Consider the following 26,116-nt stretch of genomic DNA (forward strand, 5'->3'; position numbering starts at 1 on the left):
GGTCACATTTTAAGATTTAGTTTTTACGCGCTGGTATCAACAGGCAGTATTATACTCAAAATATCACATTTAAAAGGCTACGCGCCCTATACTTAAAGTTTATAGGCCTTTGGTATGTTTGCTTACATGTTTAGTGCATGTTCAGCTATTGTTCAGTTACGTATCAAAGCAAGGTAGCCACTTAAAAAGGAAGATAACTAAATGGCATTTCCCATTTTAATGGTGACAATATGTTTAAACGCTTTGGTGCTTATAGCTGCCTATTTTCATAGCCCCTTGCTCTGGCTTGGTATATTCACCCTTGCGCTCTTAGCGCTAGTTATCCACGATATGAAACAAACGCGTCATGCTCTATGGCGCAATTACCCCGTGCTTGCAAGGGGGCGTTGGTTGATGGAAGAAATCCGTCCTTTTGCACAACAGTATTTAATTGAGTCTGAAACTGGCGGTTCACCTATTAATCGAATGTTTCGGAATATTGTGTATCAGCGCGCTAAAAATAATCGAGAAACCGTCCCCTTTGGAACGCGCGTAGATACCTACAAAACCGGTTATGAGTGGATAGGACATTCAATATCTGCACTGCATTTTAACGACGTAAACTGCAAACCGAGAGTCAAGATTGGGTCTCGGCACTGCACGCAACCTTACGAAGCAAATATTCTCAATATCTCAGCTATGAGTTTTGGCTCACTTAGTCAAAATGCGCTACTTGCTTTAAACAAAGGCGCGAAGCTTGGTGAGTTTTATCACAACACTGGCGAGGGCGGTATTAGCCCGTATCACCGCGAACATGGCGCAGATTTGGTGTGGCAAGTAGGTACCGGCTACTTTGGCTGCAGAACGAGTGACGGTAAGTTCGACGCCGCTGCCTTTGAAAAAGCCGCTCGCGATCCGCAGGTTAAAATGATTGAAATTAAACTTTCTCAAGGCGCTAAACCGGGCCATGGCGGTATTTTGCCAGCCAGTAAGAACACCATAGAAATCGCTGAAATACGGGGTGTTGAGCCGGGTGTCGAAGTCGATTCTCCGCCTTTTCATAGCGCATTTTCTAGCCCCCTTGAGCTGATTGAGTTTATTCAGAGCTTACGCAAGCTATCTGGTGGTAAGCCCATTGGCTTTAAACTCGCGATTGGTCGAAAGAGTGAGTTTATGGCCATATGTAAGGCGATGAAACAATTAGACGACGGTCCGGATTTTATTACCGTAGATGGCGGTGAGGGAGGCACCGGAGCTGCGCCCTTAGAATATACAAATTCAATTGGCTCACCGCTGCGTGAGGCTTTGGCTTTTGTTGACGATGCGCTCAGAGGTTTTGGCTTACGCGATGAGATAAAACTGATTGCAAGCGGCAAGATTATTTCCGGTTTTCATTTGGTAAAAAACTTAGCCATTGGCGCGGATATCTGCAACAGCGCTCGCGGGATGATGCTAGCCCTCGGCTGCGTGCAATCTCTTAGTTGCAACACAAATCGATGCCCGACAGGCGTTGCAACGCAAGACCCCAAGCTATCTAAGGGGCTGGTACCAGAAGACAAATATGAGCGGGTGTTTAACTTCCAGCAAAAGACAGTGCACGCTGCGGTGGATATTCTAACATCGGCGGGTATTCGCTCTCCGCATGAAGTTAACCGTACACATATTTTTCGGCGCGTGAGCCAAGAGCAAGTGAAACGCTACGACCAAGTTTTTCCGATGGTAGAGTCGGGGAGCTTTTTAAAAGGTGACATTCCCGAACGCTATCAGCTTGACGTTGCTGAGTCATCGGCCCATTCGTTTATGCCAAACGTACAACTGACTGAAATAAATGAAAAGCCGCAAGCGGTGAGCTAGCGGCATGGTTATTTATTAGACGGCACTTTGCGCTTTTTCGAGCCTGCGGGTGGCGAACGATAGTGCAAAGAAGCCCACCAAGGCCGACGCTGTCGTAATACTAGTGCCCCATATCCAATCTTTGAATGTGATGGATAACGGCCAGTCTGCCAAAATAGCGTAGTTGGTTAAATTATATGCGCCATAACTTGCCAATCCTAAAATAAATGCATTTGCGAACACCCTCGCAAAGGTGGGTTTGGCGCCATTGAATATGGCTAGGCGCAAAATACACGCGCTGTAAATGAGATAAAAGGCAATCCAAGGCCACATGGGGTATGAGTCGCGCATCAGATGACCAATGCTGTTGCTATAGTCGGCTTTTGCGATGATGCCTAGCCAGATGAAGTCGGCAATGAGGTAGGTTACCAGTATTGATAAATACGTAATGCCCAGTGGCTTTAATTTGTTCATGAATACGTCCTATGCTGTTCATAATAATCGACCTGAATGTCGAAAGAATCTCACCCACCAGTAAAGCACAAGTTAAGCCAACTGTAATCAAAGTTTAAGTAATTGATTTCTAACAAGTAAAAATGGAGTTCCAAAAATGAGTTGTTTTGGGCGTGTAAAGTTTTCACTGCACTACGTCCATTTTGGGAGATTGTGCGCTTGTGCTTCGTTAAACCGTTAAAATGCGGTAACCTAATGGCATTCCATACTCTCGTTCGTTGTTTGTTGCAACGCACGAGAAGTCATTTACTGTATCTTGATAAGAAGACGAACCTAGCCGTGCTGATTAAACATCGAAGCCCAAGCTCATCAGAACCTCTGGATGATTCTCTACCCCCTATACTAGATAAAATACTGCGCCAACGCGGACTCAAAGATGCCGCCGAAATTAGCACTAAGGCCGCGCACTTGTTGCACTACCGTGCGCTTAAAGATATTGACCGTGCTGCTGACATCATTGCCAGCGCCATTGAAGAAAGTCACAACATTTGTATTGTGGGAGACTTTGATGCAGACGGAGCCACCAGCACGGCTTTATGCATGCTATGTTTGCGTGACTTCGGCCACTCAAATGCGCAATTTATTGTACCAAACCGCTTTGATTTTGGTTATGGCCTCACGCCGCCCGTGGTCAATATGGCACACGAGCAGGGCGCCAATGTAATTGTTACCGTAGATAACGGTATTTCCAGTGTAGATGGCGTTGCCCTCGCTAATAGCCTAGGTATCAAGGTAGTAGTGACTGACCATCACTTGGCGGGCAGTCACTTGCCTGATGCCTCTGCTATCGTGAACCCTAATCAGCCGGGCTGTGAATTTGCGTCTAAAAATATCGCAGGGGTGGGCGTCGCGTTTTACGTCATGTCTGCGGTAAAAGCTAGGTTGGAGCAAAGCGAGTATTTTAGTGCAAAGGGCCTTTGTGCCCCTAACTTGGCCAAATATCTCGACATCGTCGCGCTTGGTACGGTTGCTGACGTGGTTGCGCTTGATCACAACAATCGTATTTTAGTGCAGCAGGGGATAGGACGCATTCGTGCACGAAAGACCCGCCCAGGTATATTGGCCTTATTGGATATAGGCGGCCGGGACCCACGGCGCATAGCATCTACTGATTTAGGCTTTGTATTAGGGCCTAGGCTAAATGCGGCTGGACGGCTGCAGGATATGAGCGTAGGGATCCACTGCCTCCTCACTAACGACAATGAACAGGCCTATAAAATAGCTGCCCAGCTCGATGCTCTTAACCGCGAGCGCCGCACCATTGAACAAGGCATGCAGAATTTGGCTGAAACCGCACTCGCTGCGTTCGAAGATGACAAGAACAGCATGCCTGCCGGCATCATTTTATATGATGAAGAATATCACCAAGGCGTCGTGGGTATTTTAGCAGGCCGGATAAAAGAAAAGCATTACAAACCCACAATAGCCTTTGCCAATGAAAACGAGCATGCCTTAAAAGGTTCTGCCCGCTCCATTCCTGGTGTGCATATTCGTGATGTGCTCGAGCGAATTCACACCCAGAATCCGGGGCTCATTGCAAAGTTCGGTGGCCACGCTATGGCCGCCGGACTAAGTCTTGATAAATCTAAATTACCTGCCTTCAAACAAGCATTTGAAGAGGAAGTAGAGCGCGTGAGTGCTCACTTACCAAATGCCCACACCATGCTATCTGATGGTGCCCTCGCATGTGATGAAATGGTATTGCAAACAGCTGAAATTTTGAAAATGTCGATACCATGGGGGCAGCAGTTTGAAGAGCCTTTATTTGATGATGATTTCACATTGATTAACCAGCGCATAGTGGGAGAAAAACACCTTAAAATGGTTGTGCAAAAAGATGATCAGGTGTTTGACGCGATTGCCTTTAATGTTGATCTTGAACGTTGGCCAAATCTGGAAGTGAATCGAGTACACCTTGCCTATCGCTTGGATATTAATGAGTTTCGTGGGCAAATAAATGTGCAGCTGCTAGTTTCTGGTATTGAGGCTGTACGCTAGTGCATCGGCGAGATAAGCACAAGCCAATTCTGCCTTTGAATGCCCAAACTGGCTCTGCCTAGCTATGAGCAGACTGCAGGCCAGTGGCTATGTTATTCATCGCCGCCCGTATCGAGAAACGAGCATGTTGGTGGATTTTTTTACCCGCCAATATGGTCGTATCAGTGCAGTGGTAAAGGGCGCCAGAGGAGCCGGTAAATCAGACAGAAAGAGCCTGATACAGCCTTTGCAATTGCTGTCGTTTGAATTAAGTGGACGCAGTCAATTAAAAAATCTAGGCCTGGCAGAGGCGCTACATAGCCCGTTAAAGCTTGATGGAAACTGTCTTTACAGTGCGTTTTATTTGAACGAACTGCTCATTCGCGCCGTGCCTGAGACTGAGCCGATGAGCTTACTGTTTGAACAATATCAACAGTCTTTGCTGCATTTACAGAGTGCGAGCACCCAAGCAGACATATCAAACACAAATAACGGACCCGACGTAGAGCCGATTCTGAGAGATTTTGAACTGATGTTGCTGCAAGAGCTCGGTTACCTGCCCGATTTTGAATATAGTGCGGATACGGGTGAAGCCATTCATCCTGAGGGCCATTACACCTTTATTGCTGAACAAGGCTTTGTTGCTTGCCCTGCACAGCAGCCATTTGCGCTCCTCGGGCAAGACCTCATTGCTATTGCTCATAAACGCTATGAATCTGGCGCCCGCAAAGCGGCAAAGTATATTTGCCGGCAGGCCTTATTGCCTATCATTGGTGACAAGCCGCTTAAATCTCGCGAACTTTTTATCAAGCGCTAGCAATCGAATTGCCGGTAAGTTTGGTACTATACTCATAAGCAAATCTATCAAGGGCCGTTATATGCAAGATATTTTACTTGGCGTTAATATTGACCACATCGCCACACTGCGCAATGCCAGAGGCACACATTACCCATGCCCGGTGCATGCCGCAGACATTGCAGAGCGCGCAGGGGCCGACGGTATTACCGTGCATTTACGTGAAGATCGACGACATATCAAAGATCAAGACGTGTTTTTGCTCAAGCAAACCATTAACACCCGACTGAATCTTGAAATGGCGGTTACCGATGAAATGCTGGCCATTGCTGCTAAAGTGTTGCCTGAATTTTGTTGTTTGGTGCCTGAAAAACGCGAAGAGTTAACCACAGAAGGCGGTTTAGACGTTGCTGGCAATCTTGCGCGAATGAAAGACGCCTGCCAGCAGTTGTCTGAGCAAAGCACACAAGCGTCGCTATTTATTGATGCCGATGAAGTACAAATTGAGGCAGCGCTTGAGGCTGGTGCCCCGTATATTGAAATTCATACCGGACAGTACGCCGAAGCACGCAATGAGCATACAGCCGCCGCTGAGTTGGAGAAGCTAAAAGTGGGCATTGAGTACGCGCATCGTTTAGGGTTAAAAGTGAATGCTGGCCATGGACTTCATTATCATAATGTTAAGCCAGTTGCGGCCATCACAGAGCTTATTGAGCTTAACATTGGTCATGCAATAATAGCCCGTGCGGCCTTTGACGGCCTTGAAAAAGCAGTGAAAGATATGCGCATGCTCATGCAAGAAGCGCGCACGCAAGCAATATTGACGCGCACATCTGCTCCTTAGGCCAATCATGATTTTGGGTATTGGTACTGATATTGTTGATATTAAACGCATTGAAAAAGCCTTAAGCAAGGGAGATGCGCTTGCCAAGCGTGTGCTCACCGAGTTCGAATGGCAAGAATTTACAGACTGTTCCATGCAGGCGCGTTATTTAGCCAAGAAGTTCGCCAGCAAAGAGGCAGCGGTGAAGGCTATCGGAACCGGCATAGGGCACGGTATATCGTGGCAGCATATCGAAGTCATACATGATGAATTAGGAAAGCCCATATTACGTGCGCTTGGCGCTTTTGAGCTTTGGTGTAGGGAGCATCAAGTGAGCAGCTTGCACATCAGCATCGCAGATGAACAAGATTATGCGACGGCCTTTGTGATTATTGAAGCGCAGCTAAATCAAAGTACTTCAGGGACTTTCTGACAATGGTGCAATTTTTCAAAGCAAAACCTCGCTCTAAGCATTCACCGCGCCGTAAAACGCGTGGCGCGAAACGAGTGGCCATAAATAAAGAAAAAGCCCCTTCACAGAACCGTTTGCCGCAAAACCAGACGCAAAACCAATCGCAAAACCAATCTATACAAAGCGCTACATTACCGAGCAGTGATGCACAACCATCAGAACGCTCACAAGCGTCATCAAATCAAGTGTTTAAAGATGTGCATGTCGACACAATGGACCATCACGGTCAGGCCTTAGTGCTGTCGACGCGCCCTATCACTATAGTAGCTGGAGCGTTGGCAAACGAGACAGTCACGATGCAAATGCAGTCGTTCGGCAAAAACGTGCAGCATGCTAAGGTGATAAGCATACAGCAGGCAAGTGAACAGCGAGTAAAGCCCTTCTGCGATGTTTATGAAAGCTGCGGAGGATGTCAGTTACAAACACTCTCTGCAGAGCATGGCCTTTATTATAAAGAAGATTCACTCAAGCGGTTTTTATACAAGATGGCGGGGGTGAGTGAGCAAGCGTGGCAAGCTCCGATTTTATCGACTATCGATTATTCACAGCAGCGGCAAGCTATGGGATATCGGCGTAAGGTGCGATTAGCCATAGACGCGCGAGATAAGCAAAATATAAAAATGGGTTACCGCAAGGCGCAGTCTAATCAGGTGGTAGATATAGAAAACTGCCCTGTTTTACACCACGATTTACAGCGTGTCTTGACATTACTTCTTCCCGCGCTCCGGGCACTGCCGTTTGTGCAAAAGCTTGGACATCTGGAACTAACCCGCAGCTTAGATGGCGTGATAGTCCTTATTAATATGGCCAAGTCAGTGCTTGCTACAGACTTATTGCCGCTGCAAGCCTTAGCTGAGCGTTTGCAAATAAGAATAATGTGCCGATATAAACACAAATTAATTACCGATTATGGTGAGCAATCAGCTAGTCTTGCCATATCAGACTATCAAGACGTAAAGCTCAACATAGCCCCTGAGCATTTTATTCAGGTCAATGCGTCGGTAAACACACTCATGTTAACGCAAGTCATCGAATGGTTTGACGACATACAGGGCGCACTCATACACGATTTTTTCTGCGGTATGGGGAACTTTACCGTAGCATTAGCTAAACATCATCGAGCAATAGTAGGGTATGAAGTCAGTGAAAGCATGGTGGCCCAAGCTCGCAGTAATGCAGCAATAAATAGTGCAGCGCATGCGCAATTTAAGCAGGCTAATTTAAGTGATAAGATAGCGCTCGACGCGCTTGATATTAAGTCAACAGATGCGGTTTTACTCGACCCAGCGAGAGATGGCGCACAAGCGTTGTGTGAAAAGTTAAACCACAGCCAGGTGGGGCGAATAGTTTATGTATCGTGCAATCCAGATACCTTAGCGCGAGATTTAAAGATTCTAAAGCAAAGCTACACCGTAAAGTATATTAAGGCTCTTGATATGTTCCCGTTTACACAGCATCTCGAAACGATGGCACTGTTGGAACGTTCCTGAAGGATTATAAGCATGGTCTCTATCCGCAGTGTACATCAGTCGACCCGACCACCCTTTGAGCAGTGGCTCGAGGCCTTGCCGGTATCAGATAGCACCAAAGAAAAGCTAAAGCGCGTATCAGACCAGCCCGACATCTTATTGATAGGTCAGGAAATGGTCGAAATTTTGCACGACCTGCATATGGACGACGAAACCCTTCAGGCCGCTTTGGTTTATCCCTACTGCGATATTCATCAATTAGACGCTCCTGCGATTGAAGCAAAGTTTGGCAAACCTATTGCCGAGCTGGTATTAGGTGTGCGTAAAATGGATGCAATACGTACTTTGCAGTCGCGCAATCCCTCTGATGCAGGACAAGTCGAGAATTTGCGTAATATGCTCCTTACGATGGTTGAAGATGTTCGCGCAGTTGTGATCAAAATGGCAGAACGCATCTGTACGCTGCATCAAGTCAAAGATAAAGATGAAGAAACGCGGGTAATTGTTGCCCGCGAGTGCGCCACTATTTATGCGCCTTTGGCGAATCGCTTGGGTATCGGTCAACTGAAATGGGAACTAGAGGACCTTTCGTTTCGTTATTTACATCCGCAAACCTATAAGCGCGTTGCCAGCATGCTAAAAGAAAAGCGTAGCGACCGCGAGCGCTATATCAGCGATTTTGTTACTCATCTTCAGCAAACCTTAGATAAAGAAAACATCAAGGCCGAGGTGATTGGGCGGCCTAAGCATATTTACAGCATTTATAAAAAAATGCAGAAAAAACAGCTCGATTTCGAGCAGCTATTCGATATAAGAGCGCTACGTATTATTGCCGAGCGCTTGCAAGATTGCTATGCCGCTTTAGGCACGGTGCACGCGCAATTTAGACATATTCCCAATGAATTTGATGACTATATTGCAACGCCTAAACAAAACGGGTACCAAAGCATTCATACGGTGGTGGTTGGGCCGCAAGGCAAGTCGATTGAGATTCAAATTCGAACCCAGAAAATGCATCAAGATGCTGAGCTCGGCGTTGCCGCGCATTGGAAGTACAAAGAAGGAAGCAGCACCAAGCAGGCAAGTGCTGATGAACGTGTGAACTGGCTGCGTAAGATATTGCAGTGGCAAGAAGAAATGGCCGAATCGGGTAATTTGGTTGAAGAATTCAGAAGCCAAGTATTTGAAGACCGTGTGTATGTGTTCACACCGAAAGGCGATGTAATAGACCTCCCGCAAGGTGCGACTCCGCTAGATTTTGCCTATTATATTCATAGCAACATTGGTCATAGATGTACCGGCGCAAAAATAAATGGTCGCATTGTGCCATTTACCTACAAGCTGCAAACCGGTGACCAAGTCAGCGTACTTACGAGTAAAAATGCAACGCCCTCGCGCGATTGGATGCATCCAGGCTTAGGCTATGTTCATACTGCTCGGGCGCGGGCCACGGTGCATTCGTATTTTAAAAAGCAAGATAAAGACAAAAACTGCGAAGCGGGGAAAGAGCTTTTAGAGCGCGAGCTTAATAAGGTCAACATAGCGCTTAAATGCGCGAATGATCTGCTGGATAAATACAATGTAAAAACAGCAGATGATTTATATGCAGCCATCGGTACGGGCGATGTGCGAGTGATGGCGGTGGTCAATGCACTTATACAAAAGCACGCGCCGCCGCCCGATGAATCACAGCTACCTAAAACCGTCAAACCACGGGCAAAGAAATCTAATCAGCCTATCATTGCCGAAGGCGTTGGGAATTTACTGAGTACGCTAGCAAAATGTTGTCAGCCGGTGGCAGGAGACGACATTGTTGGGTATATAACTTTAGGCAAGGGAGTAAGCGTGCATAAAGACGGGTGCCCCCAGCTTGAAAATTTATTAAAAAGCCACCCAGAGCGAGAAATAGAGGTCACTTGGGCGTTTAACAATGCTACCGCCTTTTCTACAACGCTCGATGTGCAAAGCATTGACCGCAATGGCATATTGCGCGATATGACCACCGAGCTGTCGAATGAGAAAATTGCGCTTTTGGGGGTCAATAGCATATCAAACAAAAAAGACGGTACGGCGCTTATCAAATTAAGTGTTGAAGTGCCAAATGCCTCGGTCTTGAGTAAGCTTATTGTTCGTCTTCGAAATATCAAAGGCGTGCTGGACATCAAGCGTCATTAAGCGCGAGAGCGAATATCAAGAGGCTATAAAATGACAAGCACCAAAGTCGATGGCTTAGATTTTAAGGAGTCTGTAGGTAACGCGAAGAGTCAGCTCAGCGCGGCACAACAAATACAGCTCGATGCCAAGGCTCTTGGCTTTGATTGGCCTGACGTACAGCCTGTTTTTGCCAAAGTCTTGGAAGAACTCGACGAGGTCAAAGAAGCCGTAGCGCATCAAACCAAAGCGCAGGTCATCGAGGAGCTGGGCGATTTACTGTTTGCGGTGGTGAACCTTGCCCGGCATTTAGATGTGCCAGCAGAGCATGCGCTACAACTTGCAAATCAAAAGTTTAATCAACGTTTTGGCGCCGTAAAAGCGATAGCGGAACAAAGAAATATTAATATGAAACTCGCCGACATCGACACGCTCGAGCGTATTTGGCTTGAGGTAAAGAGTAAAAAGTAGCCAATACCCAATACCCAGAGCGGAGCTTAATTACAAATTAAGTATATAAAAGACTTCGTTTTTTCGTCAGAGTCTGTATAATTCGCGACCTGCCCAGTTACACCCACCGTTGGGACGGTGGAAGATCAATCGGCTCGAAGGGGTCAAATGATTGATATACATATACTTTATTTTTGTTTTTTATATTTTGGGTGAATATTAATGAAAACTTTTGTTGCAAAGCCGGAAAGCGTACAGCGCGACTGGTATGTGGTTGACGCCGCAGACAAAACGTTAGGTCGCTTAGCGGCAGAAATCGCACTAAGACTGCGTGGTAAGCACAAGCCAGAGTACACACCACACGTGGACACTGGTGACTACATCGTAGTTGTGAATGCTGAGAAGATTACTGTAACTGGCAATAAAGCCAAGGGCAAAATCTATTACTCACACACTGGTTACCCTGGCGGCTTGAAAGAAGCGACATTTGAAAAAATGATCGAAAAGAAGCCTGAGATGGTGTTAGAGAAGGCAGTTAAAGGTATGTTACCTAAGGGTCCTCTCGGCCGTGCAATGTTCCGTAAGATGAAAGTCTTCGTTGGACCAGAGCACACGCATCAAGCACAGCAACCTCAAGCATTGGATATATAAGGAGCGAGCAACATGGCAGATACACAATATTACGGCACAGGCCGTCGAAAAAGCTCTACCGCTCGCGTTTTCCTTCGTCCAGGCAGCGGTAACATCGTAGTTAACAAGCGTCCATTAGACGTGTTCTTTGGTCGCGAAACAGCTCAAATGATTGTTAAGCAACCGTTAGAGCTAGTTGAAATGACTGATAAGTTTGACCTCTACATCACTGTTTCTGGCGGTGGTATTTCAGGACAAGCTGGCGCAATTCGCCACGGTATCACTCGTGCACTCATGGAGTACGACGAAGCACTTCGTCCTGCCCTTCGTAAAGCAGGGTTTGTTACTCGTGATGCGCGTAAAGTTGAGCGTAAGAAAGTGGGTCTACACAAAGCGCGTAAGCGTCCACAGTTCTCAAAACGTTAATACTTTTTGTATTGTTAAAAAACCCCGCTTTTGCGGGGTTTTTTGTTTCTCTACTGCCAAAGCGATATGCTCGAAAATATGGTTTTGAGCTTACGATTTTTGGGTCTTATCTTGGATCATGACGCTAATCGGGTTCTAATATCATACAGACTCCGTCGCACGGCAAAAACGTGGCCTCTCTTTTATTAAACAAAATCAAGTTTGCATTTAAGCAAAATATAAAGCCTGCTATTTATTTACAGCTGATCGCTTTTGGGCTGGGCTTAAGCTATTTTTATCTACCCGTCGCAAAGCCCTATTTTGAAGCGCTGGCGAATCTTAAAAATAATTACGGCGTGCTGTATGCCGTAGTATCAACGTCTCTTTTTGGTGGTTTATTGCCGTATTTATTGATGTTGTTGCTTAAGCAAATCACGTTTAAACCACTTGCTCAACTCGTTTTTTACTGCATGTTATGGGCCTTTATGGGGTGGATGATTGACCGCTTCTATACCTTTCAGGGGGTGTTATTTGGCGAAGGGAACGACATCGGCACCATTGCAAAAAAAGTACTATTTGACCAATTTGTATTTACCGTCTTCATTGCTTCGCCATTTCTAACTGTATGTCTTTTGTTCAAAGAAAAGCACTTCAAGGTTCGTGAATGGCTTCGCAGTGTTGACCGCACCATTATCACCGAGCAACTCCCAGCCACACTTATTAGCACTTGGATCGTGTGGATACCTGCGGTGTCGGTGATATACGCGATGCCAAGCGACCTGCAAATTCCTTTGTTTAATATCGTACTGTGTATGTTTGTTTTGATATTGGTGTTAGTAAACACATCTCACGAGGGTCCTGAGCAATCGCCGACGCAAATATAGCGCGCTTATCACCTTCTAAATTAGCCTAAAGAAAACCTAAGGACTTAAGTCTGATGGTAAAATCACTGGGGCTGTGCAAAATAGTTGACTACAAAGCACAAGAACATAGCTTTTTTGCCAGTAATTCCTTGTGTTTACTAAGTGTTTTCTTTTACCATACGCGGTGAAAATTTTTAGCTTTAAGTGAGTAAGGTTGAAAACGCAAAGTTGTGGTTTTGTTTAATTTTGCCGATATAACCTGAATAACTGACTGAATAGCAGGTTTTAATACCTGTCTAACCCCCGGAGAACAGTTGATGAGCGATGTATCAATCGATGCCAATGACTCAGCGCAAACACCCGCTACCCCGCCTAATAATGGGCGTCGGAAATTCCTAACTGTCGCGACATCTGTCGTGGGCGCAGTAGGTGTAGCAGGTGCCGCGGTGCCCTTTATTGCATCATGGCAACCGAGCGCGAGAGCAAAGGCTGCAGGTGCTGATGTTGAAGTAGATATCAGTGGTATTCAAGAAGGCCAGTTGATTCGCGTAATGTGGCGAAGCAAGCCGGTTTGGGTTGTGCGCAGAACGCCAGAAGTGCTGGCAGCTTTAGATGGTCATGATGACAAACTAAAAGACCCTGGTTCTGATACCGAGCAACAGCCGAGCTATGCGCAAAATGTATATCGCTCAATCAAAGAAGAATATCTCGTATTGGTGGGCATTTGTACTCACCTAGGGTGCTCTCCTCAGTTTTTGGCCGAAGGTGCCTTTACTGAATATGAGGAAAGTATCGAAAACGGCTTTTTCTGCCCGTGTCACGGTTCGAAATTTGATATGGCAGGTCGCGTATTCAAGAACGTTCCAGCCGGCTTGAACTTAGTCGTTCCGCCTTATTATTTTGTTGACGATAACACCATCTTAATTGGTTCTGACGAGGGGGCTGCATAATGAACGGCTTTCTAAATTGGATTGAACAACGCATACCAATGATGCGCGTGGCGAACATGCACGCGATTCAATATCCTGCACCACGCAATATGAACATGTGGTATGCATTTGGCTTTTTAGCCACTATTGTACTAGTTAATCAGATTATCACAGGTATCTGGTTAACGATGAACTTTGAACCGTCGGCTGAGCGAGCGTTTGCCTCGGTTGAGTATATTATGCGCGAAGTCGATTACGGCTGGCTAATACGCTATATGCATAGTACGGGGGCTTCTGCCTTCTTCGTTGTGGTATATTTGCATATGTTCCGTGGCATGATGTATGGCTCATATCAAAAGCCCCGTGAGTTATTATGGGTGTTTGGAATGCTTATTTACCTCGCGCTAATGGCTGAAGCTTTCATGGGTTATGTATTACCTTGGGGACAAATGAGCTATTGGGGCGCGCAGGTTATCGTGTCCTTATTCTCGGCTATCCCTGTTATTGGTCCTGACCTCGTTGAGTGGATTCAAGGCGACTACGTAATATCGGGCGCTACGCTTAACCGCTTCTTTGCACTGCACGTGATTGCGCTGCCGCTAGTTATCGTAATTCTGGTTTTCTTGCACATTGTTGCGCTACATGAAGTGGGCTCTAACAACCCAGATGGCGTCAACATCAAGCACAAAAAAGGCAGCCTGCCAGAAAGCGAAAAAACGAAGTTTAAAATCCATGAGTACTACACCGACAAGTACGACATTGCCGACGACGTAGTGCCATTCTTCCCGCACATAGTGCTCAAAGACTTAGTAGCCTTTGCGGTATTTTTATTCGCATTTTGCTATATCTTGTTCTTTGCCCCTGAAATGGACGGTAAATTCTTGGAGCATCCAAACTTTGAGATTGCCAATCCATTGAAAACACCAGAGCACATCTTCCCCGTTTGGTATTTCACTCCTTTTTATGCCATTTTAAAAGCGGTGCCCGACAAGCTCTTTGGTGTATTGACGATGTTCGCCGCTATTGCATTCTTGTTCGCAATGCCTTGGTTTGATCGCAGCAACGTGCGCTCATGGCGCTACAGAAGCGGACTGCATAAAGTAAACTTGCTTGTGTTTGCAGCCGTGTTTGTGTTCTTAGGCTACCTTGGCGGAACACCACAGGAAAACTGGAAGATTACTGCGTCTCAAATCGCAACAGTTATGTATTTTGGCTTCTTTATACTTCTGTTTATTTACTCGAAGAGTGAAAAAACTAAGCCTGTTCCGACGAGGATCCCTAAATGAGAAAATGGATAGCATTATTACTACTTGTTCCGGGTATCTCTTTTGCGGCGGGCTCTAATCATCCGCTTGACGATCCGAACATAGACTTAACTGATAAGGCATCGCTACAAAATGGTGCCAAAATCTTTATGAACTATTGCTTGGGTTGCCACCAAATGCAATACCAGCGCTATCAGCGCACCTTCAATGACTTGGGAATACCTGAGGACCTTGGTCAGCAGTACTTGCAATTTACGGGTGAGAAGGTGTCTGACTACATCACAACGCCTATGCCGGCCGAAGATGCTGCAACATGGTTTGGTGCGCCGCCACCGGACCTTACTTTGGTTGCTCGTGTTCGCAGTCCTGAATGGATTTATACTTATTTACGCACTTTTTACGTAGACGAGAGTAAAACATTTGGTGTGAACAACTTGGTATTCCCTAACGTAGGTATGCCGCATGTGCTCGAACCTCTTCAAGGTACGCCTACCAAGGTATATCGAGAGAAGATGGTTGACGGCTCGATGCAAAAAACCGAAGTATTCGATATCGTCACGCCGGGCAACGGTAAATTGTCAGATGACGAATATGACGAGGCTATTCGCGACCTAGTAAACTTCTTGGAGTATACAGGTGAACCGACGCGACTTAAGTCAGAATCTATTGGTAAAAAAGTCCTAGTATTCATCCTTATCTTCTTTGTTTTAGCCTACCTTCTGAAGAAAGAGTACTGGCGGGGACTGAAGTAATACACTATAATCGCGAGTCATTTTTTAAAGGGGCGTAATGCCCCTTTTTATGCGTAAGCTTGTTTTAAGTTCAATTCTTTGATGCAAAGAACCCGGAGGTTTTAATGGCAGTAGCCACAAACAAACGTTCTATCATGACCTTGTTTTCAGACAATATCGATATTTACAGCCACCAGGTGCGTATCGTATTAGCTGAGAAGGGCGTGGGCGTAGAGATTATTTTTACCGATCCAACCCAGCTAAATGAAGAACTCCTCGAATTAAATCCATACGGGACTGTGCCTACCTTAGTTGACCGCGATTTAGTGCTTTATAAGTCTCATATTATTATGGAGTACTTAGATGAGCGCTTCCCGCATCCACCTCTTATGCCTGTGTATCCGGTATCGCGCGGCACCAGCCGCTTGATGATGCATAGAATAGAACAAGATTGGTATAGCTTAGCGGGACGTATATTTAGAAAAGAAGAGGGCGCAGATGAAGCGCGTAATGAGCTTAAAGAAGCCATTTTAAGCCTTGCCCCAGTATTTTCTGAAACGCCGTTTTTTATGAGCGAAGAATTTAGTTTAGTCGATTGTTACCTAGCGCCTTTACTGTGGCGTTTGCCGGCCTTGGATATTTCGCTAAGCGGCGCAGGCTCGCGCGAAGTAAATGCATATATGAAGCGTATATTTGAGCGTGGCTCTTTTAAAGCGTCATTGACCGACCAAGAGCGTGAAATCCATAACCCTTTATAGCAAACTTGCTAACGGTTAACACAGGGGGATGTAGCTATGCAGAATATGACATCTAATCAGCCATATTTACTTAAAGCCTTTTACGATTGGATAATCGACAATGGCTTAACCCCCTACATGGTAATTGATGCAAACACGCAAGACGTTGAGGTGCCTCAAGACTTTGTTCGAGACGGGCAGATCGTACTTAACGTCTCGCCTAGCGCGTGTGCTAACTTTTTTATGGATATTGACCAAGTGTCATTTCAGGCACGGTTTAGCGGACAACCTATGGTCGTTCGCTTTCCTTGCAGAGCAGTTACCGCTATATATGCAAAAGAAAACGGCGCAGGCACAGTGTTTACACCTGAGTTGCTTGCCCAAGCAGACGAGTCAGATGAACAAGCTAAAAGCGGTTCAGAAGAGGCTAAAAAAACCGCTAAAGCTAGCAGCAAGAAAGCAAGCTTACGGGTTGTAAAATAGCCCTTAGTCGAGTAATTCCATTACCCGTACTACCTTAACCACTCCCTGAACATTGCGGGCTATTTCCACCGCCGCCCTAGCTTCTTGCTTTGTAAGTCTTCCCATAATAAACACTTCGCTATCTTCAACAATTAAGTCGAGCTTGAGCAGCGGCACATCTTCATTTGCCGTCATCAATGTACGTATTTTAGTGCCAAGCCATATGTCATTCATTGTCGCCGTCGCCGGTATTGGCTTACCCAGCCTTACCTGATTGTGTACTTTGTCTACATGAGCGACTTGTGACGCAGCCTGAGAGGCTGCATCAATAAGAGTTTGTTGGTTAGCTTGCCCGGTCAATAATACCTGTCCGTTGTATACATGAACGCTTATTGCTGCATTCTCATCTAAGTTCGGTATATCGTTTATGGCTGCGTTAACACGCGCTTCTGTTGTTTTATCGTCGATTTGCGTACCCACAGTACGACGGTCACTCGCCGAAACAGCCGCTGTGCCCGCAGCGCCAACAGCGACAACCGATACGCAACCACTCATTTGGGCTGCAATTAACAATATGAGCAATACTCGAAGCATCGCCTTAGTCCTCTGAGTCAGTAATGGGGAAAAGGGTATTGTCGATGCATTCACACAAGTTGTGGATGACCAACAAATGTACTTCTTGAATGCGTGCAGTTCTTGATGAAGGTACTCGTATTTCGACATCGTTTTCACCAATTAATCCGGCCATTTCGCCGCCATCCTTACCGGTGATAGCAACAATCGTCATGTCTTTTGTCAGAGCTGCCTGCATGGCGTTAATTACATTTGCTGAATTACCGCTTGTAGATATGGCAAGCAGTATATCGCCAGGATTGCCAAGTGCTTTTACCTGCTTTGAAAAGACCTCGTCGTATGAAAAATCGTTGGCAATAGAGGTAATAGTAGAGCTGTCGGTGGTAAGCGCGATGGCAGGTAGAGGCGGACGATCGCGTTCATAGCGGTTTAACAACTCAGAAGAAAAATGTTGCGCATCTCCTGCTGAGCCACCATTGCCGCACGTTAAAATTTTATGTCCACCGATTAGGGCATTGATCATCATGGTCGCCGCTTTTTCGATAGATTCAGGTAATTCTTCAGCGGCTGCAATTTTTGTTTGAATGCTTTCGGTAAAACTTTTTTTAATATTCTCAAGCATGTAAAGTCTTGCTCCTGTTGCTGCTTACACGTTTTTTATCCAGTTGATTGCATCGCCGTCGATGGCGACTAGGTCGATTCTCATGCTGGTGTGATGGCAGTTTAAATCAAGTCCATGCAAATAGCACATGATTGCCCGCTCCAATTTACGTCTCTTTGAGGGCGTAAACATTTCGGCCGCATGACCATGTGAGTCACTTGCACGATATTTGACTTCAACAAACACCCATTGTTGCATGTCTTTGAAAATAAGATCTATTTCACCACTTTTTACACGAAAATTTTGTGCAACAAACTCAAGCCCTTGCGCTATTAAATGCTCTTTGGCTCGTTGCTCTGCAATAGAACCTGTTTCACTTGCAATCCATTGCTTTATGGCCATCTAGTCTCCGGCGTCGATAGCTAGCGTACTGAGCTGTCGCTGGATGTGCTGCTCTTGATTGAGCGATAGTGCGCCGGTGAGCCCGTCTATCTTTAACTGATCAAAGCTTGATAACTTGCCAAGCTGTTGCGTTAGGCTAATCGCGTCGTAACCAAACGCAAAAAGTCTCAAATAAGTGCTCGATGGCTCATTAAACAGGGTGTCAACCGTGTTCGCTAGGCTACTTTCTCGACCTTGAGGGAGTACAAAGGGCATGTCTAAAAACACAAGGTTTCTGAGGTCACGTAAGGTGTTCTTATTTTGCTTATGATTGTAGCTAAGAGAGGTCGCGAAAACCGGCGTTTGTTGGCCGCTAAATAAGCTCATGCTGCTTTCGATGATTGGGTTTATTAACTCGAGTTCATTTGGTCGAGCAAAAACCACAAAGGCATCAACATCGCGCCTATTACGAGTCACGCTATAGACCTGCTCAGGAGTGAGCCTCGATAATTGATTGATGCGCTGTTGGCTTTGCAATACGTCCAGTGCAGATGTTATCCCCACGCGCATTGATGTGTTGTCTGAATAGCTGACTTGACTCGGCTGTTTGGTGGTTTGTGCGTCAGGCTTGGCATTCCACGCACTTAAAAAAGCAAGTGCCATACGCTCGCTTACTCCAGCGTTTTCGTGAATGATCACCGGATGGGCAATCCCCTGTTCAAATATATATTCGGCAAGTTGTGTTGCTTCCTGTTCAGGCGATAGTGCGAAATACTGAGCAGGTATACTTGCCTCTATGTCTTCCCCCAGGGGGATGTTTGTTGCGTCAGTTTCACTCTGATTTAAAAATATCTTCAGACTGTGTGGTGCAGCGAAACGTGAGACTGCGTCAATATGCGATTTCAATAGAGGGCCAATCACCACCGAATAGGGGGCCAATGTTTCGGTGTTAACGCTACTAAGTAGTTCGTTCTGAGAGCCCGTGTCTATGAAGTGCAGCGAACTTTGTGCGGCAGCGCCAAAACGGTCTACCATCGTCTCATCGGCGCTAGCGGTTTTAGGCATGAGTTTATCGTAATAGCCGGCAATAATGCCTTGTTTGATGGCCTCTCCTTGACTTGATAAACGTCCCGACAGGGGCAGCAAAACCGCAATATTTTGTTTAGGGTTGACCGGCAAATTTAAAAAACGAATGACTTGGGCGGGTAATTGCCTGAATTCAGAGTTGGTATTGGCGTTTGCAATCAGATTTTTGAGCTTTTGCTGTCGCTGTATGTCGTTGATATCGGCCTGTTCAATTACGCTGAGTAATTTTTGATATTTGAAAAGTCTTGGATAGCTTTCAATTAAATCCATTCGCGCATCAAAGGATAAATTGGCGAGCCAATAAAATACCCATTGGTCTTGCATGCTTGCAAGCGGTGATAGCTCAACATCAGATTGCATAAGCGCATTGAGCGCTTCATCGTAACGAGTCTCTAAGCCTTGTAAGTAGGCAAATAGGACGCGCTCACGTGAGGTCCATGGATTGTCTAGCACGACATTTGTTGAGCCCAGTGTATTTTCTAAAAGCTTAATTATCTCAAGGTCGCTTAAAGAAGAGGTGGCCTGTAAAACAGCACACTCAGCCATAATGATATTAGATTGCTGCTTCAACGTCTGCTCTTGCAGTAGTCCGCTCGCATGAGCAATCACGACTTGCGCTGAGGTACAGTTGTTTTGTGTTTGAAATGCTTGCGCCATATCAACAAGCTCTTTTTCAAGCGCAACAACATCCCCAGAGCGCTCAAAGCGCTCGCTAATACGTTCAATCGCCGACTTAGGCGAAGACTCCGGCTGCTTTGAAACAGGCTCAGGAAGCTTTGTTAAGCGCTCGGGTTGAGATGAACCCGCACAGGCACAAAGCAGCGTAACGATTATGAAAAGCCCAATGAGTCGATGAATATTCACAGTATTCCTTATTTGCCCAACGCTTATTTGCCTCACACTTATTCTCCTAACACATATTTGCCAAACACTTATTTGGCTAACACTTATTTGACTAACACTTAGTTGACTAACAAGGAGACAATGATAGACAGTCTATCCAGCTAAATTTATATTTCTAGTGCGTTCCACAGATTCTATACCAAAGGTCATGTAGAATGTCAGCTTTGTTATCATATCATTGCGTTAATGAGTAAAAATATGTCGCTGCCCGGTTGTTTATATATTGTTCCAACCCCTATCGGAAACTTATCTGATATCTCCGCCAGAGCGCTTGAGGTTTTATCAAAGGTAGATTTAATCGCGGCAGAAGATACCAGACACTCCTCGAGACTGCTGGGACACTATCAAATTGCAACGCGTACCATAAGCATGCACACCCACAATGAGCAACAGCGCACAGGCTTGCTTATCAACAAACTCAATGAAGGGATGTCGATTGCACTTATATCCGATGCAGGTACACCCCTGATAAGCGACCCTGGCTACTCTTTGGTTAATAGCTGCCGCAACGAAGGTCTGCAGGTTATCGCGCTTCCAGGTCCATGTGCGCTCACCACTGCATTAAGTGCATCTGGCCTGCCAACAGATACCTTTACTTTTTTCGGATTTTTGCCCGTTAAGCAACAAGCGAAAGCCGAAAAATTACTCGCCGCTGCCGGCATGGGTCATACAGCGGTGTTTTATGAAGCGCCACGGCGAATTGCCGATACGCTTAAGGTATGTAAGGCGAATTTGAGCGAGCACACTGAATATGTGCTTGCCAAAGAACTCACCAAAAGCTTTGAAACCTTTGTCGCCGGCAGTGTTGACGATTTGCTCGACTATTTGGCCAAAGACCCTGCTCACGCAAAAGGCGAGTTTGTCCTTTTGCTGTATTGTAAAAGTCAGCAGATTGAGGGCATACCCGAGGGTGCGAGCGCGCTTTTAAGCGATTTATTGCCATTGATGCCACCTAAACAAGCTGCGGCAGTGGTAGCGAAGCATTATGACGTGAACAAAAAACAAGTGTATGAGATGAGTTTGTCGCTGAAAAATTCGTAGCGCCGATTCGGTCAAAACATTTATTTACCAAATCGAATCACTACAACGACTTTCTTATATGAATTACAAACACGCCCTATAAACACCAAACCCATGAGCAAATGTGCAATACGAAGTACTTGTTAAGAGCAAGTGACTTATACGCTGTCAAAGAGGTCTTGAACGCGCTGGCGTAACTCTTCAATTTTTTCGATGTTTGCGGGCGCGATAAAGATGGTGTCATCACCGGCAATCGTTCCGAGTACACCATCTGTATGACTAAGGGAATCGAGCAATCTAGCAATCAGTTGCGCTGCGCCAGGGCTAGTGCGAATAATCACCATAACGTTGTTATGCACAATATCTAGCACAAGCTGTTTCAGTGGGCTTTTGGCGGTAGGCATTCCAAGCTCAGGTGGTAAGCAGTAGACCATATCACCGCGGGCATCGCGCGTTCTAACCGCGCCAAATTTGCTTAACATACGAGAAACCTTAGACTGACTGATATTGTCAAAGCCCAAGGTTTTAAGTGCGTTTACAATTTCGCCCTGAGAGCCATAACTTTCAGTGGTCAAAAGCTCTTTGAACGCTTTAACCAATGCGTCTTGTTTGTTTGAAGTCATGCAGCGCTTTCTCTCAATATGCAAACAGCTCAATAAGGCTCAGTATTGTGCAATATGCCGGTGGCTTTATCAATTTATCTTGCCAACAGAAGGTCGATTAATTTTGATATTTATCTCTATCAGACTATTGTGTCATTGAGATATAGCCCTATATAGATTATTCTCACGCTCGAATTTAATACCCTCAACTAGGAGATTGAACATGAAAGTAGCCGTACTCGGCGCAGCCGGTGGTATTGGACAGGCACTGTCATTATTACTTAAAACTCAGTTACCAGCAGGTTCTGAATTATCTTTGTATGACGTTGCACCCGTCGTCCCTGGTGTTGCTGTAGATTTGAGTCATATCCCTACTGATGTGGCGGTAAAAGGTTTTGGTAAAGATGACCTAGCAGATGCCTTAAGCGGCTGTGATATCGTGTTGATCCCAGCAGGCGTACCAAGAAAACCGGGTATGGACCGCTCGGACTTGTTTAACATCAACGCTGGCATCGTTAAAAATCTTATCGAAGCCTGTGCAGATAACTGCCCTAAAGCATGCATCGGTGTGATTACAAATCCAGTTAACACAACCGTTGCCATTGCCGCAGAAACCCTAAAAGCGAAAGGTGTTTACGACAAAAACAAGCTCTTTGGCGTTACTACGCTAGACGTTATTCGTTCTGAAACCTTTGTTGCAGAGCTCAAGGGCAAGAGCACATCTGACGTGCACGTACCTGTTATTGGTGGTCACTCCGGCACAACCATCCTGCCGCTATTGTCTCAAGTAGAGGGCGTTAGCTTTAGCGATGAAGAAGTTGCAAGCCTAACCACGCGTATTCAAAATGCGGGAACTGAGGTAGTTGAAGCAAAAGCCGGCGGCGGCAGTGCAACCTTATCTATGGGTCAAGCAGCAGCGCGTTTCTGTTTATCTTTAGTAAAAGCAATGCAGGGCGAAGACGTCACTGAGTACACCTACGTTCAAGTTGATGGTTCTGATGACGCTGCATTTTTTGCACACCCAGTTAGATTGGGTAAAAATGGGGTAGAAGAAATACTACCTTATGGCGAGTTAAGCGCCTTTGAAGAAAAAGCGAAAAATGACATGCTTGAAGGCCTTCGTGGCGATATCAAGTTAGGCGTTGATTTTGTAAATGCCTAAACTGCCACTGTAGCTTGGCGTTGTCAGAAAACGCTTTATTATAAAGCGTATAAGCACCAGACAAAAAGCGTAATGCGAGAGTGTTGCGCTTTTTTTGTGTCGAAGACTTAAAGGTTATTGTTTGTGTCTCGGCTGCTTCGAATAAAGTCGCGTGAATGAGGATAGTCACTTTTTGCAAGGCGGTCATATAATACAACATTGGCCGTTGCTGCTAAGTTCATGCTGGTGAAGGTGGGAATGTATATTTTGTGTGTACACCCCTCAACAATGTGCTTGGGTATAGACCCATCTTCTGGACCAAAAATATAATAAGCATTATCAGGATGCTCAAATGCAGGGAGGGGGTGTGCATCTTCGCACAGCTCAATTGCAATGGGTACTGCGCCAATTGGCGTCATTTCAAGTAAATCACTGACGGCGATAGTTGGTATTTTGTGGCGCATGCCCTTAGTGTCTTGATTGAACTCTTTCGCTCTGGCAAAGCGCTCTCCGGTATAAAACACCGAGGATACCCCATAGCAGCCTGCTGCACGCAAAATAACCGCCACATTAGTGGCGGATTTTGGATTCACAAGACCAATACTAACGGTTTTCTTCATGGCCTCTTAACCGGTGTTTCGGATACCGACAGCAATCCCGGTAATAGCCACCATCATAGCTCGCTCCAGGGTTTGCACGTCTTCACCCTCTTGCCCCGCGCTTTCTGCCTTACGTACGCGGTCTAAAAGCTCAATTTGCAAGTAATGCAGAGGCTGTAGATACCCCGCCCTGATATTCATTGAATCTCTTCCAAGGGGATCATCTTCCATCATGTGCTCGTGTCCTGTAATGCTGAGCAGCGACTGCATACTTTGGGTCAATTCCTCGCGCAAGGCTTTACCAAAGTGGGCGAGCTTGTCAGGAACAAGGCGTTTATCATAGGCTTCACTAATAGCCGGGTCGGCTTTTTTAAATACCATGTCTAACATAGACAAACGCGAGGCGAAGAAAGGCCATTGTTCAATCATTTGCTGAACATCGGCTTGGTTATCTTCTGTGTTCACCGCTTCAATAGCGCGCATAACGCCTAGCCATGATGGCAATACCAATCGTGTTTGTGCCCATGCAAAAATCCAAGGAATAGCGCGCAGACTCTCGATACCACCTGACGGTTTTCGCTTAGCAGGACGGCTACCAAGAGGAAGCTTACCAAGCTCTTGTTCCGGCGTTGCAACCCTGAAATAAGGCACAAATTCCTCGTCGTAGCGCACGGTCTTGCGGTAGTTTTCACAACCCAGTTCGGCCATCTGCGTGATTAACTCTCGCCACCTTTGCTTTGGCTCTGGCGGTGGAGAGGTAATTGCTTCAACCACTGCCGATGCATATAAAGACAAACTGCGCTTGGCCAACTGCGGCATACCAAATTTGTAGCGAATGGTTTCACCTTGTTCCGTCACCCTAAAGCCGCCTGCTAATGAACCGGGAGGCTGTGAATGGATAGCGGCTTTTGCTGGCAGGCCGCCGCGGCCAATCGTGCCGCCGCGCCCATGAAAGAGCGTAAGCGTAATGTTTTGTTTTTCAGCGATTTTGACCAAAGCCTCTTGCGAGCTGTACTGCGCCCAGCCAGCGGCTAGAGAGCCTGCGTCTTTAGCTGAGTCAGAATACCCAATCATTACATATTGACGTCCGTTGATATAACCACGGTACCAATCAATGCTCAATAAGGCGTTCATGACATCGGGCGAGTTGTTCAAATCGTCCAAGGTTTCAAATAAAGGGGCCACAGGCATCGGCCAATCAACGCCACTTTCTTTCAGTAGTAATTGCACAGCAAGCACATCTGATGGTTCGCTGGCCATTGATATAATGTATATACCAAAGCCTGCGCGGCCATGTTTTGCAATCACTCTGCAGGTATCAAGTACTTCTTTTACCTCTTCAGATGGCGTCCAGTTTTTAGGAATTAAAGGTCGTCTTGAACCTAATTCTCTCAGTAAAAAAGCTTGTTTGTCTTCTTCTGACCACTGATTATAGTCACCTAAACCCAAATACCGAGTGAGTTCACTAAAGACGTCGGCATGACGCTGAGAGTCTTGTCTAATATCAAGTTTGAGTAAGTGAATACCAAAGGCATGCGCACGGCGGATGGTATTGAGCAGCGCGCCATTGGCGATTACCTGCATCCCACATTCTAACAGTGACTGGTAGCAAAGTATGAGCGGGTTTAATAGTTCATCGTTGCTTTGTAGCCATTGTTTATACGGCACTCGGCCTTCGCGTGTTTTTTCTAACTTTTTCACCAAGGGTTTTAATAAAGCACGGTAAGGCTCTTTGACATCACCGACCAATTCACGAACGCTTTGATTGCATGCGTTCATCGACAGCTCAACATAAAGCTCATTTAAATCTTGTAAAAATAGCTTGGCTGCACGACGTCTCGCACGCAGTAAAACTTCTTGGGTTACGCTGGATGTAACAAAAGGGTTGCCGTCTCTGTCACCGCCCATCCACGAGCTAAACTGCACAGGCTTTGCATCTAGAGGCAGTTGGCTGTCAAATTTTGTTTGTAGCAGGTCATCAAGGTCACGAAGAAAATCCGGTACTGCTTCCCACAAAGAGCTTTCAATCACCGAGTATCCCCATCGGGCCTCATCTACGGGGGTGGGGCGCACGGAGCGTATTTCTTCTGTGTGCCATGCCTGTGCTATTAAATCGCCGATACGGGCTTTGACTTTGCGCTGTTCAACAGAGGTCAAATTGGGATTATGCAAAAGCTGCAACTGCGAAGCTAGCGCTCTGTGCTTGTGAATAAGCGTGCGCCGCGTGACCTCTGTTGGGTGTGCTGTAAGCACCATGTCAATATCGAGCGTTTCAATAGCGCGCAGGATATCTTCTTTTTTGGCGCTTTGGTTTTGTGCGTTCAACAGGTCGGTAAAGTATTGCGACAAAGACTGATCTTCTTGTGCCTTACTGTTAAATTCTTGCTCGGCAATGTTGGCTAGATTCAAAAATTGCGCAAAAGCTCTGCCAATAGTCAGCAAAGATTGGTTATCTAGGCTCGAAATGGTGTGCGCGAGGCGCTCGGTGCTTTGCTGCTCACCGCGAGAAGAGTGTCGGCCATCGTGGCGCACCTGTTCAATGCGAGCAAGCCAATCGCTGCCAAGCTCGGCCTCAATGGTCTCGCCCAATGTGGCGCCTAAATATTTAATTGTTTCTTTTAGCTGTGAGGCCAAAGCATCTTTTGCGTCATTCGCTTGATTCATACAGACGGTACTCTCCGTAAAGCTATTTCCTAAGCATAAACATACGCACAAGCATCATCGA

The 26,116-nt window shown here is 46.0% G+C and carries 26 protein-coding genes; 18 read left to right on the forward strand and 8 right to left on the reverse strand.

All coding sequences use genetic code 11. From position 1 onward, the window contains the following. Nucleotides 1-201: 201 nt before the first annotated feature. On the forward strand, nucleotides 202-1,833 hold the full coding sequence (locus ACFO4O_RS15900) for an FMN-binding glutamate synthase family protein (protein ID WP_382410307.1): 1,632 nt from the start codon (nucleotides 202-204) through the stop codon (nucleotides 1,831-1,833). Nucleotides 1,834-1,848: 15 nt separating this feature from the next. On the opposite strand, the gene ACFO4O_RS15905 is transcribed toward ACFO4O_RS15900, so the two are convergent. After that, complete coding sequence (locus ACFO4O_RS15905; protein ID WP_382410309.1) at nucleotides 1,849-2,286, reverse strand: DUF2177 family protein; 438 nt, start codon at nucleotides 2,284-2,286, stop codon at nucleotides 1,849-1,851. A 318-nt stretch (nucleotides 2,287-2,604) separates the two neighbouring features. Between ACFO4O_RS15905 and recJ the strand changes: the two genes are divergently transcribed. The 15 genes from recJ (at nucleotide 2,605) to ACFO4O_RS15980 (ending at nucleotide 16,506) form a co-directional block, all read left to right on the forward strand. Further along, nucleotides 2,605-4,323, forward strand: a complete 1,719-nt coding sequence (gene recJ, locus ACFO4O_RS15910) for a single-stranded-DNA-specific exonuclease RecJ (protein ID WP_382410311.1) — start codon at nucleotides 2,605-2,607, stop codon at nucleotides 4,321-4,323. Between the two features lie 64 nt (nucleotides 4,324-4,387). After that, nucleotides 4,388-5,119, forward strand: coding sequence for a DNA repair protein RecO (gene recO / locus ACFO4O_RS15915; protein ID WP_382410313.1), 732 nt, complete (start codon nucleotides 4,388-4,390; stop codon nucleotides 5,117-5,119). A 61-nt stretch (nucleotides 5,120-5,180) separates the two neighbouring features. After that, a complete protein-coding gene (gene pdxJ / locus ACFO4O_RS15920) occupies nucleotides 5,181-5,942 on the forward strand; it encodes a pyridoxine 5'-phosphate synthase (RefSeq protein ID WP_382410315.1) in 762 nt (253 codons plus the stop codon). 4 nt (nucleotides 5,943-5,946) lie between these two features. Then, entirely contained in the window at nucleotides 5,947-6,354 is a 408-nt protein-coding gene (gene acpS / locus ACFO4O_RS15925; protein ID WP_382410462.1) for a holo-ACP synthase, read from the forward strand. 2 nt (nucleotides 6,355-6,356) lie between these two features. Beyond that, nucleotides 6,357-7,883 (forward strand): 23S rRNA (uracil(1939)-C(5))-methyltransferase RlmD, encoded by a 1,527-nt coding sequence (gene rlmD, locus ACFO4O_RS15930; RefSeq protein WP_382410317.1) that lies wholly within the window; start codon nucleotides 6,357-6,359, stop codon nucleotides 7,881-7,883. 12 nt (nucleotides 7,884-7,895) lie between these two features. Further along, a complete protein-coding gene (gene relA / locus ACFO4O_RS15935; RefSeq protein WP_382410319.1) occupies nucleotides 7,896-10,037 on the forward strand; it encodes a GTP diphosphokinase in 2,142 nt (713 codons plus the stop codon). A 30-nt stretch (nucleotides 10,038-10,067) separates the two neighbouring features. Beyond that, entirely contained in the window at nucleotides 10,068-10,484 is a 417-nt protein-coding gene (locus ACFO4O_RS15940) for a MazG nucleotide pyrophosphohydrolase domain-containing protein (RefSeq protein ID WP_382410321.1), read from the forward strand. A gap of 201 nt (nucleotides 10,485-10,685) precedes the next feature. Further along, nucleotides 10,686-11,114, forward strand: a complete 429-nt coding sequence (gene rplM / locus ACFO4O_RS15945) for a 50S ribosomal protein L13 (RefSeq protein WP_382410322.1) — start codon at nucleotides 10,686-10,688, stop codon at nucleotides 11,112-11,114. A 12-nt stretch (nucleotides 11,115-11,126) separates the two neighbouring features. Next, on the forward strand, nucleotides 11,127-11,519 hold the full coding sequence (gene rpsI, locus ACFO4O_RS15950; RefSeq protein WP_382410324.1) for a 30S ribosomal protein S9: 393 nt from the start codon (nucleotides 11,127-11,129) through the stop codon (nucleotides 11,517-11,519). Nucleotides 11,520-11,689: 170 nt separating this feature from the next. Continuing rightward, nucleotides 11,690-12,382, forward strand: coding sequence for a hypothetical protein (locus ACFO4O_RS15955; RefSeq protein ID WP_382410326.1), 693 nt, complete (start codon nucleotides 11,690-11,692; stop codon nucleotides 12,380-12,382). A 296-nt stretch (nucleotides 12,383-12,678) separates the two neighbouring features. Beyond that, entirely contained in the window at nucleotides 12,679-13,311 is a 633-nt protein-coding gene (petA, locus tag ACFO4O_RS15960) for a ubiquinol-cytochrome c reductase iron-sulfur subunit (protein WP_382410328.1), read from the forward strand. Next, on the forward strand, nucleotides 13,311-14,576 hold the full coding sequence (locus tag ACFO4O_RS15965; RefSeq protein WP_382410330.1) for a cytochrome b: 1,266 nt from the start codon (nucleotides 13,311-13,313) through the stop codon (nucleotides 14,574-14,576). Before petA ends, ACFO4O_RS15965 begins: the two co-directional genes overlap by 1 nt. Beyond that, the gene (locus tag ACFO4O_RS15970) at nucleotides 14,573-15,307 is read left to right on the forward strand and encodes a cytochrome c1 (RefSeq protein WP_382410332.1); all 735 of its coding nucleotides are present in this window, start codon (nucleotides 14,573-14,575) and stop codon (nucleotides 15,305-15,307) included. Before ACFO4O_RS15965 ends, ACFO4O_RS15970 begins: the two co-directional genes overlap by 4 nt. 104 nt (nucleotides 15,308-15,411) lie before the next feature. Then, a complete protein-coding gene (gene sspA / locus ACFO4O_RS15975) occupies nucleotides 15,412-16,044 on the forward strand; it encodes a stringent starvation protein SspA (protein WP_382410334.1) in 633 nt (210 codons plus the stop codon). Nucleotides 16,045-16,080: 36 nt separating this feature from the next. Further along, nucleotides 16,081-16,506, forward strand: a complete 426-nt coding sequence (locus ACFO4O_RS15980) for a ClpXP protease specificity-enhancing factor (RefSeq protein WP_382410336.1) — start codon at nucleotides 16,081-16,083, stop codon at nucleotides 16,504-16,506. Between the two features lie 3 nt (nucleotides 16,507-16,509). Here the strand turns inward: ACFO4O_RS15980 and ACFO4O_RS15985 are convergent, their stop codons facing one another. The 4 genes from ACFO4O_RS15985 to ACFO4O_RS16000 are packed head-to-tail and all read right to left on the reverse strand — an operon-like array spanning nucleotide 16,510 to nucleotide 19,990. Then, nucleotides 16,510-17,079, reverse strand: a complete 570-nt coding sequence (locus ACFO4O_RS15985; RefSeq protein WP_382410338.1) for a BON domain-containing protein — start codon at nucleotides 17,077-17,079, stop codon at nucleotides 16,510-16,512. Between the two features lie 4 nt (nucleotides 17,080-17,083). Continuing rightward, nucleotides 17,084-17,680, reverse strand: a complete 597-nt coding sequence (locus ACFO4O_RS15990) for a phosphoheptose isomerase (RefSeq protein ID WP_382410340.1) — start codon at nucleotides 17,678-17,680, stop codon at nucleotides 17,084-17,086. Nucleotides 17,681-17,704: 24 nt separating this feature from the next. Continuing rightward, complete coding sequence (locus ACFO4O_RS15995) at nucleotides 17,705-18,061, reverse strand: YraN family protein (protein WP_382410342.1); 357 nt, start codon at nucleotides 18,059-18,061, stop codon at nucleotides 17,705-17,707. Continuing rightward, nucleotides 18,062-19,990 (reverse strand): penicillin-binding protein activator, encoded by a 1,929-nt coding sequence (locus ACFO4O_RS16000; RefSeq protein WP_382410344.1) that lies wholly within the window; start codon nucleotides 19,988-19,990, stop codon nucleotides 18,062-18,064. It lies immediately after the preceding gene. A gap of 237 nt (nucleotides 19,991-20,227) precedes the next feature. Between ACFO4O_RS16000 and rsmI the strand changes: the two genes are divergently transcribed. After that, nucleotides 20,228-21,070, forward strand: a complete 843-nt coding sequence (gene rsmI / locus ACFO4O_RS16005; RefSeq protein ID WP_382410346.1) for a 16S rRNA (cytidine(1402)-2'-O)-methyltransferase — start codon at nucleotides 20,228-20,230, stop codon at nucleotides 21,068-21,070. A 137-nt stretch (nucleotides 21,071-21,207) separates the two neighbouring features. On the opposite strand, the gene argR is transcribed toward rsmI, so the two are convergent. Then, nucleotides 21,208-21,672: a transcriptional regulator ArgR gene (argR, locus tag ACFO4O_RS16010; protein WP_382410348.1), complete on the reverse strand. Its 465-nt coding sequence runs from the start codon at nucleotides 21,670-21,672 to the stop codon at nucleotides 21,208-21,210. A 202-nt stretch (nucleotides 21,673-21,874) separates the two neighbouring features. On the opposite strand from argR, the gene mdh reads away from it, so the two are divergent. Continuing rightward, on the forward strand, nucleotides 21,875-22,813 hold the full coding sequence (gene mdh, locus ACFO4O_RS16015; protein ID WP_382410350.1) for a malate dehydrogenase: 939 nt from the start codon (nucleotides 21,875-21,877) through the stop codon (nucleotides 22,811-22,813). 107 nt (nucleotides 22,814-22,920) lie between these two features. Here mdh and ACFO4O_RS16020 read toward each other — a convergent pair whose 3' ends face one another. Beyond that, on the reverse strand, nucleotides 22,921-23,412 hold the full coding sequence (locus tag ACFO4O_RS16020) for an RNA methyltransferase (protein WP_382410352.1): 492 nt from the start codon (nucleotides 23,410-23,412) through the stop codon (nucleotides 22,921-22,923). A gap of 6 nt (nucleotides 23,413-23,418) precedes the next feature. Next, nucleotides 23,419-26,055, reverse strand: coding sequence for a phosphoenolpyruvate carboxylase (ppc, locus tag ACFO4O_RS16025; protein ID WP_382410354.1), 2,637 nt, complete (start codon nucleotides 26,053-26,055; stop codon nucleotides 23,419-23,421). Nucleotides 26,056-26,116 lie beyond the last annotated feature (61 nt).

This window comes from Glaciecola siphonariae, assembly GCF_042652645.1.
Classification (GTDB): Bacteria; Pseudomonadota; Gammaproteobacteria; order Enterobacterales; family Alteromonadaceae; genus Glaciecola; species Glaciecola siphonariae.